Below are 17,279 nucleotides of genomic sequence, written 5' to 3' on the forward strand. Positions count from 1 at the left end.
CTCAGCGCACTCGCGTCACGCGGTGGCGAGCGACTTCTCGGCGGACTTCTTGCGGAGGTGGTCGATGCTCCAGGCACCGGCTCCCGTGAAGACCAGGAGCAGGAACGCCCAGGAGTAGACCGCGGCCAGCTCGCCGCCGTTCTGGATCGGCAGCAGGCCCTTCGGCTGGTGGACCACGAAGTAGGCGTACGCCATCGCGCCCGAGCTGATGAGCGCGGCCCAGCGCGTCCAGAGGCCGATGAGGACGAGAGCGCCGCCGATCAGTTCGATGAGGCTCGCAGGCCCGCCGGGCCACGACAGCAACTCGGTTCCCTTCGAGATCTTCTGCACGCCGTGGAAGACGAAGAGCAGGCCGATGACGATGCGGAACAGTGCCAGTGCGTGCTCTCGTCGTTGCTCCAGGAACTCCATGGTCAACGTCCTTCCGGGGCGCGGTGTCAGGGGACAGGGCACAAAAGGTATGGACCAATCCTGAGTGTGCCGGTTCCGTCGCTCCACGTATCTGGTTGACTGTTGCCCCTATGAAACGAGCACTGTTGCTGCCCCTGCTCGGCGTCCTCGCCGCGTGCGGCACGGTCGGCGGCCACGCCTCTCCGGTGCCGACCGGTCAGCCCCAGCAGGTCACCACCACGACCAGCGCGGCTGCGACCGTGCCGCCCGCGCCCCAGCCCGCGAAGGACGGCACGTGCCCGTACCTGGCGACCGCTTTCGTCGCACAGGCCAACGGTCAGCTCGTGCCCAAAGTGAAACTGTCAACGGACGAACCGCACCCGGCGTGCTTCTTCTACGCCAACGCGACGGAGGTCCAGCTGACCGTGCGCGTGTACGTGGGTGACGAACGCGTTGCGAAGACGATCGTGAACGAGGCGGCGCCGGACGGTTCACAGCCCGCCAACTCGCCCACCGGGTGGACCGGGGGGTACGTGAACGGCGACAGCGGCGTCGTCTACGCCGTGGCGAAGAGCGACGCCGCTGTCGTGGTCACGAGCAACCAGAAGCAGTCGATCAAGGCCCGCAGGATCGCGGAAGAGGTGATCAAGGGCCTGAAGCTCTGAACTACTTGACCGGTTCCTTCTGGCTCGGAACCTGGCCGTTGAGGACGGGCTCCGCGTGCGGGGCCTGCTCCTCCTCCTGCAGGTACACCTCCTGCGGCCGGCGCGTCATCGCGACGTAGCCCGCCGCGGCCGCCGCGACCAGGAGGCCCAGCACCCACGGCCAGCGGCGGCGCTTCGGTGCGTCGGCACCGAGCTGGGCCGCGGCCTTGCGGATCTCCTTGGCGCGCACCTTCGCGTCCTTGCGAGCGTGCTTGGCCGCCTTCTTCACTTCCTTGCGCACGACCTCGGCCTTGGACATGAGGTCCGCGCGGGTCTTCGCGCTCTTCTTCGCGAGGCGCTTGCGGGAGCGACGGGTCTGCTTCTCCCAGTCCTCGGCCTTGCCCATGAGCGTGTCAGCTCGCTCGACGAGTGCGCCGCGAACCTGGTCGGCTGTGATGCCGCGGTCGGCCAGCTTGGCCTCCGCGACGTGACCAGCGCGAACGACACCCTGACGCGCGGCCTTCAGACCGGTGCCGACAGCCTTGCCCACGTTCTCGCCGGCTCGGGTCATGACGTCCACCTCGTCCATCCTCTGCTCCACACGTTGTCGTCCGGTGATGAGATAGAGGTACCCATCGTGCCCCTTTCTGAACATCGGCGCCTGTGATGGCACGATGGGGTGGTGGCTGACAGCAACGAATCCTTCGTCGGGACCAAGGTGACGGCGACCCTGCACACCACGCAGGGCGACATCCGCATCAACCTGTTCCCCGACCACGCCCCCAAGACGGTGGCGAACTTCGTCGGGCTCGCCGAGGGCACCCGGGACTACACCGAGGCGAACGCGAGCGGCACGAACTCGGGTCCGTTCTACAACGGCACCCTGTTCCACCGCGTCATCGCGGGCTTCATGCTCCAGACCGGTGACCCGACGGGCACCGGCCGCGGTGGCCCCGGCTACCGCTTCGCGGACGAGTTCCACCCCGAACTGCAGTTCAACAAGCCCTACCTGCTCGCGATGGCGAACGCCGGGCCCAACACCAACGGCTCCCAGTTCTTCGTCACCGTGGCGCCGACGACGTGGCTGAACTTCAAGCACACGATCTTCGGTGAGGTCGCGGACCAGGAGTCGCGCGACGTCGTCGACGCGATCGGCAACACCACGACCGGCGCGGGCGACCGTCCGGTCAACGACATCAAGATCGAGCGGATCACGATCGAACGCGCGTGAGCAACGCACAAGTGCCACCGGAAGGGCCGATCGGAGCGGAGCCGGAAACCCCGGTCTGCGCACGTCATGCCGATCGGCCCACCCGGCTGCGCTGCACCAGGTGCGAGCGCCCGGCGTGTCCGGAGTGCCTGCGCGACGCCTCGGTCGGCATGCAGTGCGTCGACTGCGTCAACGAGGGCGCCCGCTCGGTCCGCCAGGCCCGCACCTCTGCGGGTGCGGTGCTCTCGAACGGCCGTCCGGTCATCACGCAGGTGATGATCGCGCTCAACGTGCTCGCGTACGTGGTGACGGTCGTCCAGTCCGGCAGCCCGATGAACAACCAGCGTTCGGGGCTGTTCACGGCGACGTCGATGATCCCGGAGCTCACCGCCAACGGTGAGTGGTGGCGCGTCTTCACGTCGGGCTTCATGCACTTCGGCCTGATCCACCTCGCGCTCAACATGGCCGCGCTCTTCGTGGTCGGCCCCGTGGTCGAGCAGGAGCTCGGCAAGCTGCGGTACAGCGCCGTGTACCTGCTGTCGCTGCTCGGCGGCAGCGCGGCGGCGTTCTACTTCGGCACCGTCTGCCAGCAGCTCGCCGGCGCGTCCGGCGCGGTGTTCGGCCTGATGGGCGCGCTGCTGATCGTGTTCAAGCGGCAGAAGCGGGACATCTCCACGATCCTCGTGGTCGTCGGCATCAACCTGGTGTCGAACCTCTTCACCAACGCCTCGCTGCTCGGGCACCTCGGCGGGTTCGTCATCGGTGGCCTGCTGACGCTCGCGATGGTCAGGGCGCCGCGGCAGAACCGCAACGCCTACCAGATCGGCGCCGTGGTGGCCGCGGTCCTGTTGCTCGGCGGCATGTTCGCATTGCGCGCCACCGAACTCGACACGGCAGCGGAACTCGTCCTCGAGTACGCCAGGACGTGCGGCCCGAACTGATTCACGGGCGCAGTGCGTGCAGAACTCCGGCGACTTCTTCGGGATCGGCGCCGAGGTCCAGTCTCGTGAGCACCACGAGCCGGTCGTCGGCGTCGAGTTCCAGCGTCTGCTGTTCCCTGCCGAGGCGGCGGGTGGTCTGCAGCTTGACCTTCACCTCGTGCCACGGCAGCAGCGTCGTGCTCGCGAACCCGCGCACGGCGAGCCCGTCCGCGTCCGCCGTGAGCCTCGGCCTGGCGATCGACGCGAACGCCGCGAGGTAGGTGACCAGCAGCGTTGCCAGCCCGATGAGGAGACGGCCCGCGTTGTCGTCGGCGAGCAGCGTCGCGAGGGCGAGGGCGGCGGCGGCGACCCACCCGACGACGACCAGTGGGGTGGGGGTGGACCAGGTGCGAGTCACACCGTCGAGTGTGCCGCATGAATGTGGACAACCGAACGGGTCCTTAAGAGGGAAAACCGTCGCTTGTGCATTTTGGTGCAAAGTTGTCCACAGGACTTGTCCCCAATGGGGATGACTTACAGCTCTGTGCTTCGGTGACGCTCGGATGAACCGGGTGAACCTGGTGCGAACAAAGGTCGGCCCGGACGTGTGACGTCCGGGCCGACCTGTGCGAACTGTGAGCCGGCGCGCACCTAGCGCCAGCGCATCGTCATCAGCAGACCGATGATCATCAGCGCGAAGCCGATGGCGAAGTTCCACGCGCCCAGTTCGAGCATGAACGGGATCTTCTCGGCCGCGATGTAGTTGACGACCAGCCAAGAGAGGCCCAGCAGCATGAAGCCGAGCATGACGGCGACGTAGACCGGGTGAGACGGCCCCGCTGCCTTGACCTTGACCGGCGTGCGGCGGTCAGTGGGTGCGGTGTAGACCGCCTTCTTCCGGACCTTGGACTTGGGCATGCTGTCCTCGCCTGACGTGGATATCCGTGAGTGACGCGAGTTTACGTGCACTACTCAGTAGACACGTTAACGTAGCGATGGTGGTCAGCGAACCATCCTTGTAGACGCAGTTGTTTTCAGTTCACAGTGCGCGCGGAGGTTCTCAGGTGAACTCGGGACCGCAGCAGCCGCCTCCACGGCGTCCTGCACCCCGTCGTGACGACCTTCAGCAGGTGCGGCCCACTCCTTCTGCCCGCCCGCTGCCTCCGCCGGAAGCAACGCAGTTCACCAGCGCTTTCTCCGGAAGCCTTCCTCCGAACGCGCCGCCCCGGCACCGCCAGGGCCCGCCGTCCTTCGGTCAGCCGGGCCAGCCCTTCCAGACGCCCGCGCCTGGCACGCCGGCGCGCGGAATGCCGCAGCCGGGCCGTCCCGGTCCGCCGCCCGGAACCCCGCCGCAGGGCATGCCGCGCCGCCCGATGCCACCGCGTCCTCGCCCGGTCGACCCGCCCACCGAGGTGATCCCGCGCGTCGAGGACGACTACGACGATTACGACGACGAGTACTACGACGACGAGCCGGCCAAGGACGAACTGCCGCCCGAGAGCTTCGGCCGCAAGGCGGTGCGCGGCTTCGGTGAGGCACTCATCACGATGGGCCTCGTCGTGCTGCTGTTCGTCGTCTACGAGGTCTACGTGACCGACCTGCTCTCCGCGGGCAAGCAGGAGGACGCGACCGCCGCGCTCGACTCCGAGTGGAGTTCGAACGTCGTCACGCCGCCCCCGGCCGACCCGAACCGGCAGTCGAAGCTCAACCTCATCGAGGGCAAGGCCTTCGCGAAGATGTACATCCCGGTGTTCGGCAACGACTGGAAGTTCTCCGTCGTCGAGGGCACCACGGACAAGCACCTCGAGATCGGCCCCGGCCACTACAAGGACACCGCGCAGCCGGGCGAGGCGGGCAACTTCTCCATCGCGGGCCACCGCGTCGGCAAGGGCGCGCCGTTCAACGACCTCGACCTCCTCGAGTCGTGCAACTCGATCGTCGTGCAGACCCAGACCCAGTGGTTCGTCTACCGCGTGCTCCCGATGAGCAGCGAGGTGTCGGGCTGGGCGTCGAACCCGAAGTCGAAACAGGCGGCCTGCGCCGGCGTCGCACCGCTCTCGACGACGCTGGGCGACGCCTACGCGAAGACCGTCGGCCAGGAGATCGTCGCCCCGACCCAGGGCGAGGTCATCGCCCCGATCCCGCACCAGGTGGGCGCCACCGTCCCCGCCGACAAGCAGGCCCGCCTGCTCACCCTGACGACCTGTCACCCGCGCTTCTCCGACAAGCAGCGCCTGATCGTGCACGCCATCGAGACCAAGAGCTACCCGGTGGCCGACGGCTTCGTGCCGCCCGAGATGACGGAGGCCTGATGTACGGCTGGATCTGGCGGCACCTGCCGGGCCCGCTGTACCTGCGGATCGCCGAGGCCGTGGTGCTGGTCGTCGGCATCGTGGCGCTGCTGATGTTCGTGGTGTTCCCGTGGGCGGAGCCGCTGCTGCCGTTCAACAACGTCACCACCGAGTGAGCTGCTCCTCGGCACGTTCCAGGTACTGGCGGACGTAGCCGAGGAACGGCTCGGGGTCGGTGTCGTACCGGGCCAACGCCCAGAAGACGCCGTCCTCGTCGTCGTTGACCTCGATGGTGATCCGCCAGGTCGCGCCCTCCCACTCGGCCCGCGGCGCGCCCGCCACGATCTTGCGGGCGGCCTCGCGGCCGAGGAACCAGTTCGCCTCGTCGTGGGTCATCGGCTTGAGGCCGAGCTCGACGACCACCTGCCGGACCAGCGCGGCGGCGTCGCCCGCTTCCAGCCGCGTCGGTGACTCGCCGGCGAGCTCGCACAACGCCGGGGTGTCGAGGCCCGCGACCAGCAGGTCGCAGGCGGTCCACACCGCCCGTTCCGGGTCGAGCGATCCGTCGGCTCCCCGCACGTGCAGGCGCAGCAGCCGCTCGTCGAGTTCGGTGGTCACGACGTCCACGTCCTGATCCGTTCGTCGGTGACCCGGACGAGGTCGCGAGCCAGCGCGAGCACCTCGTCGGCCACCTCGTCGGGGTCGCCCGCCACCAGCAGGTCACAGGCGAGCATGCGGTTGCGGAGTGCGGCGTTCACGGAACCAGTGTCCGCACAGCCGCGACCGAAACAAGTGAAACCGCCATCGCGCCCACACGCGATGGCGGCTTCATCGAAGAACGGCGTTCAGCCGTTCAGCCGTTCAGCCGTTCGAAACGGCGGTCATCTCCTCGCGCGAGACGACCTTCACGCGCTCACGGCCGTGCGCGGCACCCAACGCGATCTCGTGTGCGTCGAGGCGGCTCCAGCCCTCGTTGGTCACGAACGGCACGCCGCGCTGCGTGAGGAACTCGACCACCGCGTCCGGGGACGGTGACGTGGCGAGGGGGAGTGCGGCCGCGTCCTCCAGCAGGCTCGTGATGGTCTCCAGGGCGTCGCCCTTGGTGTGGCCGATGAGGCCGATCGGACCGCGCTTGATCCAGCCGGTCGTGTAGACGCCGGGCACGGGGACCTCGTCGAGGTCCAGCACGCGGCCCGCCAGGTGGGGGATCGTGCCCGAGACGTGGTCGAACGGGATGTCGGTCAGGTGCGTCGAGAGGTAGCCGACGGCGCGGTATACGGCCTGGACGTCCCAGTCGGTGAAGACGCCGGTGCCGCGGACGTTGCCGTCACCGGTGAGCTCCTGGGTCTCGGTGCGCAGGCCGGTGACGTGGTCGGAGCCGAGGACCTCGACCGGCGCCTCCAGGAAGTGCAGGTGCAGGCGGCGCGGTCGGGTGCCGACGTCGCGGATCGCCCACTCCTGGAGGGTCTTCACGATCATCTCGACCTGCTTGTTGGTCCTGATCGCGACCATCGAGGCCTCGTCGAACTCGATGCCCTCGGCGTGGACGATGACCTCGACGTTCGGCGAGTGGTCGAGCTCGCGCAGTTCGAGGGGCGTGAACTTGGCCTGCGCCGGGCCGCGGCGGCCGAAGACGTGCACGTCGGTGACCGGCGAGGACTTGAGGCCCTCGTAGACGTTCTGCGGGATCTCGGTGACCAGCAGTTCGTCGGCGGTCTTCGCGAGGATGCGGGCCACGTCCAGTGCGACGTTGCCGACGCCGAGCACCGCGACGGAGCTGGCCTCGAGCGGCCAGGTGCGCGGGACGTCCGGGTGGCCGTCGTACCAGGAGACGAAGTCCGCGGCGCCGTGGCTGCCCGGCAGGTCGATGCCGGGGATGTCGAGGGCGCGGTCGGCCGAGGCGCCGGTCGAGAAGATGACGGCGTCGTAGAACTGGCGCAGGTCGTCGAGCTTGATGTCGACGCCGTACTCGACGTTGCCGAAGAAGCGGACCGACGGCCGGTCGAGCACCTTCTGCAGCGCGCCGACGATCCCCTTGATGCGGGGGTGGTCGGGCGCCACGCCGTAGCGGACGAGACCGTAGGGCGCAGGCAGCTTCTCGAACAGGTCGATCTGCGCGTCGACGTCGGACTTGGTCAGGATGTCGGCGGCGTACACGCCGGCCGGTCCGGCGCCGACGATGGCGACGCGCAAGGGGCGACTCATGACACCTATTTTAGGGTAGCCTTACCTAGGTGAAGACGAGAGCTAACTCACTCGACGCGACCGACTAGGCTTTCTCCATGCGCGTGCTCGTGGTCGACAACTACGACAGCTTCGTCTACAACCTCGTCCAGTACCTGGCCCAGCTGGGTGCGGAGTGCGTCGTGCGGCGCAACGACGAGGTGGACCTCAACGAGATCGACCAGGTCGACGGCGTCCTCGTCAGCCCGGGGCCCGGGACACCGGAGCGCGCGGGCGCGAGCGTCGACGTCATCAAGAAGTGTGCCGACATCGGCAAACCCGTCTTCGGCGTCTGCCTCGGTCACCAGGCCATCGGCGTGGTGTGGGGCGGCACGGTGGATCGTGCGCCCGAGTTGCTGCACGGCAAGACGAGCATCGTCTTCCACGAGGGCCACGGTGTCCTCGCGGGTGTGCCGCAGCCGTTCATCGCGACCCGCTACCACTCGCTCACGGTGCTGCCGGAGACGATCCCGGCGGAGTTCGAGGTCACCGGGAAGACCGAGACCGGCATCGTGATGGCGATGCGCCACCGGGAACTGCCGGTCGAGGGCGTGCAGTTCCACCCCGAGTCCGTGCTGACCGACGGCGGCCACCGCATGCTCGCCAACTGGCTCAAGGTGTGCGGGTTCGAGGTCCCCGAGTCCACGGTCGCGCAGCTCGAGAACGGCATGCGCACGCTCGCCGCGGCCGCGCGCCTCTGACGAGCGGTACGAGCACGAAAAAGGGCGGCTCCCCAGCGGGAGCCGCCCTTTTCACGTCCTGGGTGCTAACTGCCGCCGATCCCCAGCGAGCCGACGGTCACGGTGACCGCCGTGCCCTTCGTGATCGCCGTGCCCTTCGCCGGCTGCTGCGAAAGCACCTGGTCGCGCTTCGTCGGGTCCGTGGTGGACTCCTTCTGCACGTTGAAGGAACCGTTCCAGCCCAGCGACTTCAGCTTGTTCTCGGCCGCCCTCTGGTCGAGGCCGACCAGGTCGGGCATCTCGATCTGGTTGCCCTTCGAGACCTTCAGCGTGACGGTCGTGCCCTTGTCGACCTTGCTGTTGGCGCCGGGGGTCTGCGACAGGACCGTGCCGGCGGGCCGGGCGCTGTCGACCTGCTCGATCTGCACGGTGAAGCCGGAACCCTCGAGCGTCTGGCGGGCGTCGTCCTCGTCGCTGTTCACCACGCCGGGCACGTTCACCTTGTCCGGCGCCTTGCCGAGCTGGATGGTGATCGTGCTGCCCTTCTTCAGCTTCACGCCGACGTCGGGGTTCTGCTGCGCGACCTTGCCGGCCTTGCTCGCGTCGTCGACCGCGACGGTCTCGGCGGCCTGCTCCAGCTTGAAGCCGTTGGGGTCCTTGTCGAGGACCGCCTGGGCCTCCGCCGGGGTCTTGCCCTTCAGGTCGGGGACGGTGCCCTCACCGGGAGGCGCGCCGACGGAGATGGTGACCTGGCCGCCCTTCGAGACCTGGGTGCCCTCCGGCGGGTTCGTGCCGATGACCTTGTTGATCTGGTCGGCGTTGCACTTCGCGGGGGCGCCACCGGCACCGGGCTCGCAGGCCACGTCCTCCTGGACGGCCAACAGACCGGCGTTCCTGATCTTGTCCTTGGCCTCGAGCGGGCTCAGTCCGACGATCGACGGGACCGTGGTCTTCTCCGGCGCTCCGGAACTCTTGTCCATCACGTTCGCGGTGATCCACGCGGCGAGGCCGAGCACGGCCACGCACAGGATCACGACCAGCGTGATCATGAGCGCCTTCTTCCGCCTCGCGCGACGCTCTTCTTCCTCGTCGGCGAGCGGGTCGTAGACGTCGTCCGGTTCCGACTTCAACGCCGCCGGGCGGTGCCTGCCACCGGACACGACCTGCGTGCGCGCGGGACGGGCGGCCGCCTGCTCGTTCATCACGGCGGTGCGGTCCTCGGCCGTCATCACGGCGGGCGCGGACGGGCGCTGGCCCGACAGCACGCGCACCAGGTCGGCGCGCATCTCCGCCGCCGACTGGTAGCGGTTCGCCGGGCCCTTCGACATCGCCTTCAGCACGATCGCGTCGAGCTGCGGCGACACCTTGGGGTTGAGCTGCGACGGTGCCTTCGGGTCCTCCCGGACGTGCTGGTACGCGACCGCGACGGGGGAGTCGCCGGTGAAGGGCGGCTCGCCGGTCAGCAGTTCGAACAGCACGCAGCCGGCCGCGTAGACGTCGGAACGGGCGTCGACGGACTCGCCGCGCGCCTGCTCCGGCGACAGGTACTGGGCCGTGCCGATGACCGCCGCGGTCTGGGTGACCGCGGCCTGGCCGTCGTGCAGCGCGCGGGCGATGCCGAAGTCCATCACCTTGACGGCGCCGGACTTCGTGATCATCACGTTCGCCGGCTTCACGTCCCGGTGCACGATGCCGTGCCGGTGGCTGAAGTCGAGGGCGGCCGACACGTCGGCCATGACCTCCATCGCGCGCTTGCCCGACAGCGGGCCCTGCGTCTTCACGATGTCGCGCAGCGTTCGCCCGTCGACGAACTCCATCACGATGTACGGCAACGGGCCGTACTCGGTCTGCGTCTCACCTGTGTCGTAGACGGCGACGATCGCCGGGTGGTTCAGCGCGGCGGAGTTCTGCGCCTCACGGCGAAAACGTTCCTGGAACTGGGAGTCGCGGGCGAGATCGGCTCGCAGCACCTTGATCGCCACGTCCCGGCCGAGGCGGACGTCCCGCCCCTTGTGGACCTCGGACATGCCGCCGTACCCGAGGGTCTCGCCCAGTTCGTAGCGGTTTGAGAGCAGTCGCGGAGTGCTCATCGGTGCTTCGTCCCGCTCCTCGTCGACGGTGTTCCCAAATCGGTTCTGGTCTTGCTCATGGCGCGCACGTCACCTTCACCTGCGAGCCGGCCGGCACCTCGCCTGTCGGCTCGATGGCGGTGACCCTGCACTTCTTCAGGTCGCCCGGCGACGTGCCCTGCGCGCTCTGCACCCGTGGCTCCAGGCCGTGGTCGATCAGGTCGATGCTGACCTCGTCGCCGGAACGACCGATGTAGTCGTCCTCGTTGATCCGCTTCGGCGAACTCCCCGGTATCCGGTCGGCGGAATCGGGCTTCGCCTGCCCGTTCGCCGGCGCGTTCGGGTTCACCGAAGTGGAGGTGATCGGCCGGCCACCCTGCCCGGTGCCTTCGTTCGACCCCGCGGTCATCTTCCACAGCACGACCACGCCGAGCACCAGGAGCACGGTCACCAGAAAAGCGACCATAACCCAGACGACGGTCCGGTTTCTCCCCGGTGGTGTCGGCATGGGGGTGAACGTTCCGGTCTGGTGCGGCGGGTGGGTGCCCGTGAGCACCGGTCCCGTCGGGTGGTGCGCGGACTGCTGCGGGATCGGCAACGGCTGGGACACCTGGGGCGGTGGCTGCACGACCTGCTGCGGGATCGGCGGCATGACGAATCCGGACGGCGTCGGCAACGGCTGACCGACCCGCACGGCGCTGACCGCGGCGGCGAACTCCCCGCCGGTCCGGTAGCGCTGCCTCGGGTCCTTCACCAGCGTGGCCTCGATCAACGCCCGCGCGCCCGGAGGCACGTCGCGCGGCAACGGCGGCGCGATGTCGCGGATGTGCATCATCGCGACGGTCACGGCGTTGTCCGACAGGAACGGCCGGTGACCGGCCAGGCACTCGTAACCACACACCGCCAACGAGTAGACGTCGCTCGCCGGTTCGGCCTCACCGCCAAGAGCTTGCTCCGGGGCGATGTAGTGCGCCGTGCCCATGACCATGCCGGACCGCGTCACGGGGGCCGCGTCCACGGCCTTCGCGATGCCGAAGTCGGTGATCTTCACCTTCCCCGACGGCGTGACCATGATGTTGCCGGGCTTGACGTCCCGGTGCACCAGGCCGCGTTCGTGGGCGGCCTGCAACGCGTTCCCGGTCTGCTCCAGCAGGTCGAGCGTCACCTCGGCGGTCAGCCGGCCGCGGGAGATGATCGTCGCGAGCGGTTCGCCCTCGACGAGCTCCATCACCAGGTAGGCCGTGTCCTCCGGCCCGTCCGCGATGGACGCCGTCTCGCCGTAGTCGTGCACCGACGCGATGCCGGGGTGGTTGAGCGACGCGGTCATCCGCGCCTCGGTGCGGAAGCGGTGCAGGAACTCGGGGTCCCCGGACAGCTCCGCCTTGAGCACCTTCACGGCGACGCGGCGGTCGAGCCTGTCGTCCGCCGCCTCCCAGACCTCGCCCATGCCACCGACCGCTATCCGCCTGGTGAGGCGGTAGCGGTCGGCGAGGAGCTGGCCCGTCGTGAGCATCAGCGGCCTGCCAGGTACGCGTTCATCACGGCACGCCCGATCGGCGCGGCGACCTTGCCGCCGGTGGCGCCCAGACCGCGGTCGCCACCGTCCTCCACGATGACCGCGATCGCGATCTCCGGCTTCTGCGCCGGGGCGAAGGCGATGTACCAGGCGTGCGGGTTGTTCTCCAACGGCTTGGCGCCGTGCTCCGCGGTACCGGTCTTGGACGCCACCTGCACGTTCTGCAGGCGGCCCTCGCCACCGGTGTTGATCTCCGACTGGATCATCATGTCCCGCAGGGCGTTAGCGTTCGCCGTGCTCATCGCGGTGTCGACCTCGTCGGGGTCGGTCTCGTCGATCGGCTTCAGGTCCGGGCCGAGGACCTTCGACACGAGGTACGGCTGCATGCGCTTGCCGTTGTTCGCGATCGTCGCCGCGATCACCGCGTTCTCCAGCGGCGTGATCTGCACGTCGCGCTGGCCGATGCCGGTCTGCCAGAGCGCGGCCTCGTCCGGGATCGGGCCGAGCGTCGAGGTCTCGACGGCCAGCGGCACGGTGAGGTCGGGGTCGTTGAAGCCGAACTTCTCCGCCTGCCGGCGCAGCTTGTTCGCGCCGACCTGGCCCGCCATCTCGCCGAACGCCGTGTTGCACGACTTGGCGAGCGCGGTCTCCATCGACACCGTCTCGCCGGGGCCGCAGGGGGTGCCGTTGAAGTTCGGCAGGTCCGTCTGCGTGTTCGGCAGCTTCACGGTGCCCTTGGCGGTGTACTGCGCGTCCTTGTTCTTGCCGTCCGCCAGCGCGGCCGCGGCGACGACGACCTTCAACGTCGAGCCGGCCGGGTACAGCGCCTGCGTCGCGCGGTTGACCAGCGGGTCGTTCGCGTCCTTCGAGGTGAGCTGCTTCCAGGCCGCCGCCTGCTCGTTCACGTCGTGGCTCGCGAGCAGGTTCGGGTCGTAGGACGGCGTGCTCGCCATCGCGAGGATCTCGCCGGTGTCCGGCTTGATCGCGACGACGGAACCGGTGTAGCCCTTCGCCGTCAGCTGGTCGTACGCGGTCTGCTGCACCTTGGAGTTCAGGGTGAGCTGGACGTTGCCGCCGACCGGGTCGCGACCGGTGATCAGCGCGGAGATGCGGCGCGCCAGCAGCCTGTCGTCCGAGCCGTTCAGCAGGTCGTTCTCGGCGCGCTCCATGCCGGAGGTGCCGTAGGTGACCGACAGGTACCCGGTGACGGGCGCGTAGGCCGGGCCCGCGTTGTAGGTGCGCAGGAACCGGAGGCGGTCGGTCGTCTCCTTGACGTCCGCGATCACCGTGCCGTCGGCGACGGTGATGAGACCGCGCTTGCGGGCGTACTCGTCGAGCAGCACCCGGCGGTTGTAGGCGTTCTTGCGCCACTCGTCGGCGTTGATCACCTGGACCCACGTGGCGTTGCCCAGCAGGAGCAGGATCATCACCATCATGGCCATGCCGACGCGGCGGAGCGGTGTGTTCATTTGGGACGCTCCACCATCACAGTGTGCTGGTCCGCGATGGCCGGTTGTTGCGGTTTCGGCTTCGCGGCCCGCTGCGGGGCCCGTGCCGCCGCAGAAATTCGCAGTAGCAACGCGACCAGGATGTAGTTCGCGAGAAGCGACGAACCGCCGTAGGACAGGAACGGCGCGGTGATACCCGTCATCGGGATCAGCTTGGTGACACCACCGACGACGATGAACACCTGGAAGCAGACCGCGAACGCGAGACCGCCGCCCAGGAGCTTGCCGAAGCTGTCGCGCACGGCGATGGCGCTGCGCAGGCCGCGCAGCGCGAAGATCATGTAGACCAGCAGCAGCGCCGCGAAGCCGACGAACCCGAGCTCCTCGCCGATCACGGCGGTGATGAAGTCGGTGTTGGCCTCGGGGATCATCTCCGGCCGGCCCGCGCCGAGCCCGGCACCACCGATGCCGCCGGTCGCGAGCCCGAACAACGACTGCGAGATCTGGTAGCCGCCGCCGATGACGTCGTAGCGGGCGATCGGGTCCTGCCAGTTCGCCACGCGCTGCTGGACGTGCGTGAAGAGCTTCCACGCGACGACCGCGCCACCGGCGAACAGGCCGAGACCGAGCACCACCCACGCCGCGCGTTCGGTGGCGACGTAGAGCAGCACGAGCACGATGCCGAAGAACAGCAGCGAGGAACCGAGGTCCTTCTGCAGGACCATGACCGCGACCGTGACGCCCCAGGCCGCGAACAGCGGGCCCAGGTCACGGGCGCGCGGCAGGTCCATGCCGAGGAACCGGCGGCCGGCCGTGGTGAAGAGGTCCCGCTTCGACACCAGGAACGCGGCGAAGAAGACCATCAGCAGGATCTTGGCGAACTCACCCGGCTGGATCGACAGCGGTCCGATGCGCAGCCAGATCTTCGCGCCGTTGATCGTCGGCGCGATGAAACCGGGCAGCACACCGGGCAGCAGCAGCGCGACCAGTCCGACGAGGCCGAACGTGTAGCCGAACCGCGCGAGCATGCGGTGGTCGGTGAGGAACTTCAGCGTCGCCGCGAACAGCAACAACCCGATGGCGGTCCAGATGACCTGCTTGAACGCCACCGGGTCCCACACCGAGCCGTCCGGGAAGACGGTGCCCTCGAGCGCCAGGTCGATCCGGTGGATGACCACCAGGCCGAGCCCGTTGAGCAACGCGACGCACGGCAGGATCGCCGGGTCGGCGTACGGCGCCCACCTGCGCACGGCGAGGTGAGCGCACGCGAAGAGCCCGAGGTACGCGAGGCCCAGGTACAGGATCCTCATGCTCAGCGAGCGTTCCTGGTTCAGTTCGACCAGGATCAGTGCCAGCGTCACGAGACCGGCAGCGAACGACAGCATCACCAGTTCGGTGCCGCGTCGCGTCGGCGCCTTGAGCCCTGGCGACGTGTTGGTCGCCACCGACGCGCCTGGTGAGCCTTCCCCGGCGGGGGTGGGCGAGCCCATCAACTACGGACCCTCCCGGCATTCCACACCCGGCTTCTGCTGGGAGGGGGTGAGCGAAGGCTCGGTGGACGTGGACTCGGTCGACCCGTTGGGCGGTGGTGCCGTGCTGGACGCGCTGCCGGGCGTGCTGCTCGTCGTGGACGGAGGCGTCGAGGGCGTCGAGGGCGTCGTGCTGGTCGACGTCGACGACGTGTCCTTGCACAGCGGCAGCATGTGCTCGGTGCGCAGCAGGCGGACCGCGGCGCGCGCGCCGTCCAGGCCGTTGTCGCTGCGGATGCCGGCGGTGATCGTCTTGCGACCGGCTTCCTGCAGGTCCTTCAGCGTGATCGGGGTGCAGCCCGTGGATCCGGGCGGGCACGAGTCCTCGACCTTGGACGACAGCTTGAAGCCGAGCACGGAGCCGTTGAGACCGCGGAAGATCGCGACCTGGCCGTCCTCGGTGGCGCCGACGTAGTACTGGGTGTTGAGCCACAGCTTGCCGCCGACCGCGACGACACCGGCCAGCAGGAGCAGCACGAAGATCAGCGCGAACGCCTTGAGGGCGTTGCGCTTCTTGCGCTTCGGGTCCTGCGGGGGCGGCGGCGGGGCCTCCATCCGCTGCGGCATCGGCGGGCGCTGCTGCGTGAGCGCGCTCGCCCGTGACGCCGCGGAGTCCGGCGGGGTGTTGTGCTCCTCGCTGCCGTCACCGGCCGCGCCACCGACGATCGGGTAGTCGTCGCCGAAGGTGACGTCCTCGACGTCCGCCACGATCACCGTGACGTTGTCGGGACCGCCGCCCTTGAGCGCGAGCTCGATCATCCGGTCCGCGCAGGCCTGCGGGTCGGGGATGCGGATCGCCTCGTCGAGCGTCTCCAGGCTCACGACGCCGGACAGTCCGTCCGAGCAGAGCAGGAACCGGTCGCCGGCGCGCGCCTCGCGCACCGTGAGGCTGGGCTCGAAGTCGTGCCCCGTGAGGGCGCGCAGCAGCAACGAGCGCTGCGGGTGCGTGGCCGCCTCGTCCGGGGTGATCCGGCCCTCGTCGATCAACGACTGGACGAACGTGTCGTCGTGCGTGATCTGGGCGAAGGACCCCTCCCTCAGGAGGTACGCGCGCGAGTCGCCGATGTGCACGAGTCCGAGGCGGTTGCCCGCGAACAGGATGGCCGTGAGCGTGGTGCCCATGCCCTCCAGGTCCGGGTCGCTCGTCACGAGCTCGGAGATGGCGCCGTTGCCACTCGCGACCGCGTCGCGCAGCTTGCCGAGGAGGTCGTCGCCAGGCTCGTCGTCGTCGACGTGGGCCAGCGAGGCGATGACCACCTTGCTCGCGACCTCACCGGCGGCGTGGCCACCCATGCCGTCGGCGACTGCGAGCAGGCGGGGGCCCGCGTACACGGAGTCCTGGTTGTTGGAACGAACCAGGCCCCTGTCGCTGCGGGCCGCGTATCGAAGAACCAAGGTCATGAGCGCAGCTCGATCACCGTTTTGCCAATGCGGATCGGGGTGCCGAGAGGTACGCGCAGGGGTGCGGTGACCTTGGCTCGGTCTAGGTAGGTGCCGTTCGTGGAGCCGAGGTCCTCCACGTACCAGTCGGTACCGCGCATGGACAGCCTCGCGTGCCTGGTCGACGCGAAGTCGTCGTCCAGGACGAGGGTGGAGTCGTCAGCGCGGCCGATCAGGATCGGCCTGCCGTCGAGCGAGATGCGGGTGCCGGTCAGCGCCCCGTGGGTGACCACGAGTTGCCGAGGCGCCTTGCTTCCCCTCGCCGACTTCTCGGACCTCCGGAATCCGGGCAGACCTGACGCCCGGAGCCCTGAGGCTGCGTAGAGATCAGAGCGGACCACACGTAGGGCGGCCAGCACAAAGAGCCAGAGGAGCACGAGAAAGCCCGCTCTGGTCAGCTGCATCACCAGCTCTGGCACCGGTTGTAACCGCTCCTGCCTTGAGTTGCTTACCGACGCCCGTGTCGACCTCTAGCCCGCGGTGCGGAAGACCAGTGACGAGTGGCCGATGCGGACGACGTCGCCTTCCGCGAGCTGCCAAGTCTGCACTGGCGTGCCGTTCACCGTGGTGCCGTTGGTCGAACCGAGATCAGCGAGCATCGCATTCTGCCCGTCCCAGGAGATTTCCAGGTGGCGCCTGGAGACTCCCGTGTCCGGGAGGCGGAAGTCGGCTTCCTGCCCACGTCCTACGACGTTTCCACCCTGCTTCAGGTTGTACGTCCGGTTGGATCCGTCGTCGAGGTGCAGGGTCGCGTTGAGCTGGCGGTTGGCGCCCTGGGTCGCCGGCGGGGCGTATCCGCCCTGGTTGTAGCCCTGGTCGTAGCCGCCCTGCTGGCCGTAGCCCTGCTGCTGGCCGTAACCCTGGTCGTACCCGCCCTGCTGGCCGTAACCCTGGTCGTAGCCGCCGCCCTGCTGCTGGC

At 68.8% G+C, this 17,279-nt stretch carries 20 protein-coding genes; 6 read left to right on the plus strand and 14 right to left on the minus strand.

Annotation, left to right across the window (positions count from 1 at the left end; translation table 11 throughout):
- Positions 1-15: 15 nt before the first annotated feature.
- The gene (locus BMY74_RS43635; RefSeq protein ID WP_089928310.1) at positions 16-411 is read right to left on the minus strand and encodes a DoxX family protein; all 396 of its coding nucleotides are present in this window, start codon (positions 409-411) and stop codon (positions 16-18) included.
- A 110-nt stretch (positions 412-521) separates the two neighbouring features.
- On the opposite strand from BMY74_RS43635, the gene BMY74_RS43640 reads away from it, so the two are divergent.
- On the plus strand, positions 522-1,055 hold the full coding sequence (locus BMY74_RS43640) for a DUF2020 domain-containing protein (protein ID WP_089928312.1): 534 nt from the start codon (positions 522-524) through the stop codon (positions 1,053-1,055).
- Position 1,056: 1 nt separating this feature from the next.
- Here BMY74_RS43640 and BMY74_RS43645 read toward each other — a convergent pair whose 3' ends face one another.
- A complete protein-coding gene (locus tag BMY74_RS43645; protein ID WP_089928314.1) occupies positions 1,057-1,623 on the minus strand; it encodes a hypothetical protein in 567 nt (188 codons plus the stop codon).
- A 93-nt stretch (positions 1,624-1,716) separates the two neighbouring features.
- Here BMY74_RS43645 and BMY74_RS43650 point away from each other — a divergent pair, with 93 nt between their 5' ends.
- Positions 1,717-2,265 (plus strand): peptidylprolyl isomerase, encoded by a 549-nt coding sequence (locus BMY74_RS43650; protein ID WP_089928342.1) that lies wholly within the window; start codon positions 1,717-1,719, stop codon positions 2,263-2,265.
- Entirely contained in the window at positions 2,262-3,185 is a 924-nt protein-coding gene (locus BMY74_RS43655; RefSeq protein ID WP_245786733.1) for a rhomboid family intramembrane serine protease, read from the plus strand. Before BMY74_RS43650 ends, BMY74_RS43655 begins: the two co-directional genes overlap by 4 nt.
- Position 3,186: 1 nt before the next feature.
- On the opposite strand, the gene BMY74_RS43660 is transcribed toward BMY74_RS43655, so the two are convergent.
- Positions 3,187-3,582 carry a PH domain-containing protein gene (locus BMY74_RS43660; protein WP_089928318.1) on the minus strand — a complete coding sequence of 132 codons (396 nt, stop codon included), beginning with the start codon at positions 3,580-3,582 and terminating at the stop codon, positions 3,187-3,189.
- A 233-nt stretch (positions 3,583-3,815) separates the two neighbouring features.
- Entirely contained in the window at positions 3,816-4,082 is a 267-nt protein-coding gene (gene crgA, locus BMY74_RS43665) for a cell division protein CrgA (protein WP_089928319.1), read from the minus strand.
- Between the two features lie 389 nt (positions 4,083-4,471).
- On the opposite strand from crgA, the gene BMY74_RS43670 reads away from it, so the two are divergent.
- Entirely contained in the window at positions 4,472-5,476 is a 1,005-nt protein-coding gene (locus BMY74_RS43670) for a class E sortase (protein WP_245786734.1), read from the plus strand.
- Entirely contained in the window at positions 5,476-5,631 is a 156-nt protein-coding gene (locus BMY74_RS45635) for a hypothetical protein (protein ID WP_089928321.1), read from the plus strand. Before BMY74_RS43670 ends, BMY74_RS45635 begins: the two co-directional genes overlap by 1 nt.
- Here the strand turns inward: BMY74_RS45635 and BMY74_RS45640 are convergent.
- The 3 genes from BMY74_RS45640 to BMY74_RS43685 form a co-directional block, all read right to left on the minus strand.
- A complete protein-coding gene (locus BMY74_RS45640; protein WP_089928323.1) occupies positions 5,618-6,082 on the minus strand; it encodes a hypothetical protein in 465 nt (154 codons plus the stop codon). The two genes, BMY74_RS45635 and BMY74_RS45640, sit on opposite strands and share 14 nt — an antisense overlap.
- Positions 6,070-6,213 carry a hypothetical protein gene (locus BMY74_RS45645; protein ID WP_177230229.1) on the minus strand — a complete coding sequence of 48 codons (144 nt, stop codon included), beginning with the start codon at positions 6,211-6,213 and terminating at the stop codon, positions 6,070-6,072. The genes BMY74_RS45640 and BMY74_RS45645 overlap by 13 nt, the downstream gene beginning before the upstream one ends.
- 103 nt (positions 6,214-6,316) lie before the next feature.
- Positions 6,317-7,660: an FAD-dependent oxidoreductase gene (locus BMY74_RS43685; RefSeq protein WP_089928325.1), complete on the minus strand. Its 1,344-nt coding sequence runs from the start codon at positions 7,658-7,660 to the stop codon at positions 6,317-6,319.
- A 77-nt stretch (positions 7,661-7,737) separates the two neighbouring features.
- Between BMY74_RS43685 and BMY74_RS43690 the strand changes: the two genes are divergently transcribed.
- Complete coding sequence (locus BMY74_RS43690) at positions 7,738-8,379, plus strand: aminodeoxychorismate/anthranilate synthase component II (RefSeq protein WP_089928327.1); 642 nt, start codon at positions 7,738-7,740, stop codon at positions 8,377-8,379.
- A gap of 65 nt (positions 8,380-8,444) precedes the next feature.
- Here the strand turns inward: BMY74_RS43690 and pknB are convergent, their stop codons facing one another.
- The 7 genes from pknB to BMY74_RS43725 all read right to left on the minus strand — a co-directional run.
- Positions 8,445-10,448 carry a Stk1 family PASTA domain-containing Ser/Thr kinase gene (pknB, locus tag BMY74_RS43695; protein ID WP_089928329.1) on the minus strand — a complete coding sequence of 668 codons (2,004 nt, stop codon included), beginning with the start codon at positions 10,446-10,448 and terminating at the stop codon, positions 8,445-8,447.
- A gap of 55 nt (positions 10,449-10,503) precedes the next feature.
- Positions 10,504-11,940, minus strand: a complete 1,437-nt coding sequence (locus BMY74_RS43700) for a serine/threonine-protein kinase (protein ID WP_089928331.1) — start codon at positions 11,938-11,940, stop codon at positions 10,504-10,506.
- Positions 11,940-13,412 (minus strand): peptidoglycan D,D-transpeptidase FtsI family protein, encoded by a 1,473-nt coding sequence (locus tag BMY74_RS43705; protein ID WP_089928333.1) that lies wholly within the window; start codon positions 13,410-13,412, stop codon positions 11,940-11,942. The genes BMY74_RS43700 and BMY74_RS43705 overlap by 1 nt, the downstream gene beginning before the upstream one ends.
- Positions 13,409-14,881 carry an FtsW/RodA/SpoVE family cell cycle protein gene (locus BMY74_RS43710; RefSeq protein WP_089928337.1) on the minus strand — a complete coding sequence of 491 codons (1,473 nt, stop codon included), beginning with the start codon at positions 14,879-14,881 and terminating at the stop codon, positions 13,409-13,411. The genes BMY74_RS43705 and BMY74_RS43710 overlap by 4 nt, the downstream gene beginning before the upstream one ends.
- Positions 14,882-14,884: 3 nt before the next feature.
- Complete coding sequence (locus BMY74_RS43715) at positions 14,885-16,321, minus strand: PP2C family protein-serine/threonine phosphatase (protein ID WP_089928339.1); 1,437 nt, start codon at positions 16,319-16,321, stop codon at positions 14,885-14,887.
- On the minus strand, positions 16,318-16,779 hold the full coding sequence (locus BMY74_RS43720) for an FHA domain-containing protein FhaB/FipA (protein ID WP_030465595.1): 462 nt from the start codon (positions 16,777-16,779) through the stop codon (positions 16,318-16,320). Before BMY74_RS43720 ends, BMY74_RS43715 begins: the two co-directional genes overlap by 4 nt.
- A gap of 51 nt (positions 16,780-16,830) precedes the next feature.
- A partial coding sequence (locus BMY74_RS43725; protein ID WP_143091977.1) for an FHA domain-containing protein occupies positions 16,831-17,279 on the minus strand: 449 nt, incomplete at its 5' end.

Origin of the sequence: Lentzea albida, assembly GCF_900111005.1 — a bacterium.
GTDB classification, from domain to species: Bacteria; Actinomycetota; Actinomycetes; order Mycobacteriales; family Pseudonocardiaceae; genus Lentzea; species Lentzea albida.

Bases quoted from the DNA above. Each gene is read 5' to 3' on its own strand.
- BMY74_RS43635 (WP_089928310.1), bottom strand. From the start codon at position 411: ATGGAGTTCCTGGAGCAACGACGAGAGCACGCACTGGCACTGTTCCGC.
- BMY74_RS43640 (WP_089928312.1), top strand. From the start codon at position 522: ATGAAACGAGCACTGTTGCTGCCCCTGCTCGGCGTCCTCGCCGCGTGC.
- BMY74_RS43645 (WP_089928314.1), bottom strand. From the start codon at position 1,623: ATGGACGAGGTGGACGTCATGACCCGAGCCGGCGAGAACGTGGGCAAG.
- crgA (WP_089928319.1), bottom strand. From the start codon at position 4,082: ATGCCCAAGTCCAAGGTCCGGAAGAAGGCGGTCTACACCGCACCCACT.
- BMY74_RS43670 (WP_245786734.1), top strand. From the start codon at position 4,472: ATGCCGCAGCCGGGCCGTCCCGGTCCGCCGCCCGGAACCCCGCCGCAG.
- BMY74_RS45635 (WP_089928321.1), top strand. From the start codon at position 5,476: ATGTACGGCTGGATCTGGCGGCACCTGCCGGGCCCGCTGTACCTGCGG.
- BMY74_RS43685 (WP_089928325.1), bottom strand. From the start codon at position 7,660: ATGAGTCGCCCCTTGCGCGTCGCCATCGTCGGCGCCGGACCGGCCGGC.
- BMY74_RS43690 (WP_089928327.1), top strand. From the start codon at position 7,738: ATGCGCGTGCTCGTGGTCGACAACTACGACAGCTTCGTCTACAACCTC.
- pknB (WP_089928329.1), bottom strand. From the start codon at position 10,448: ATGAGCACTCCGCGACTGCTCTCAAACCGCTACGAACTGGGCGAGACC.
- BMY74_RS43700 (WP_089928331.1), bottom strand. From the start codon at position 11,940: ATGCTCACGACGGGCCAGCTCCTCGCCGACCGCTACCGCCTCACCAGG.
- BMY74_RS43705 (WP_089928333.1), bottom strand. From the start codon at position 13,412: ATGAACACACCGCTCCGCCGCGTCGGCATGGCCATGATGGTGATGATC.
- BMY74_RS43710 (WP_089928337.1), bottom strand. From the start codon at position 14,881: ATGGGCTCGCCCACCCCCGCCGGGGAAGGCTCACCAGGCGCGTCGGTG.
- BMY74_RS43715 (WP_089928339.1), bottom strand. From the start codon at position 16,321: ATGACCTTGGTTCTTCGATACGCGGCCCGCAGCGACAGGGGCCTGGTT.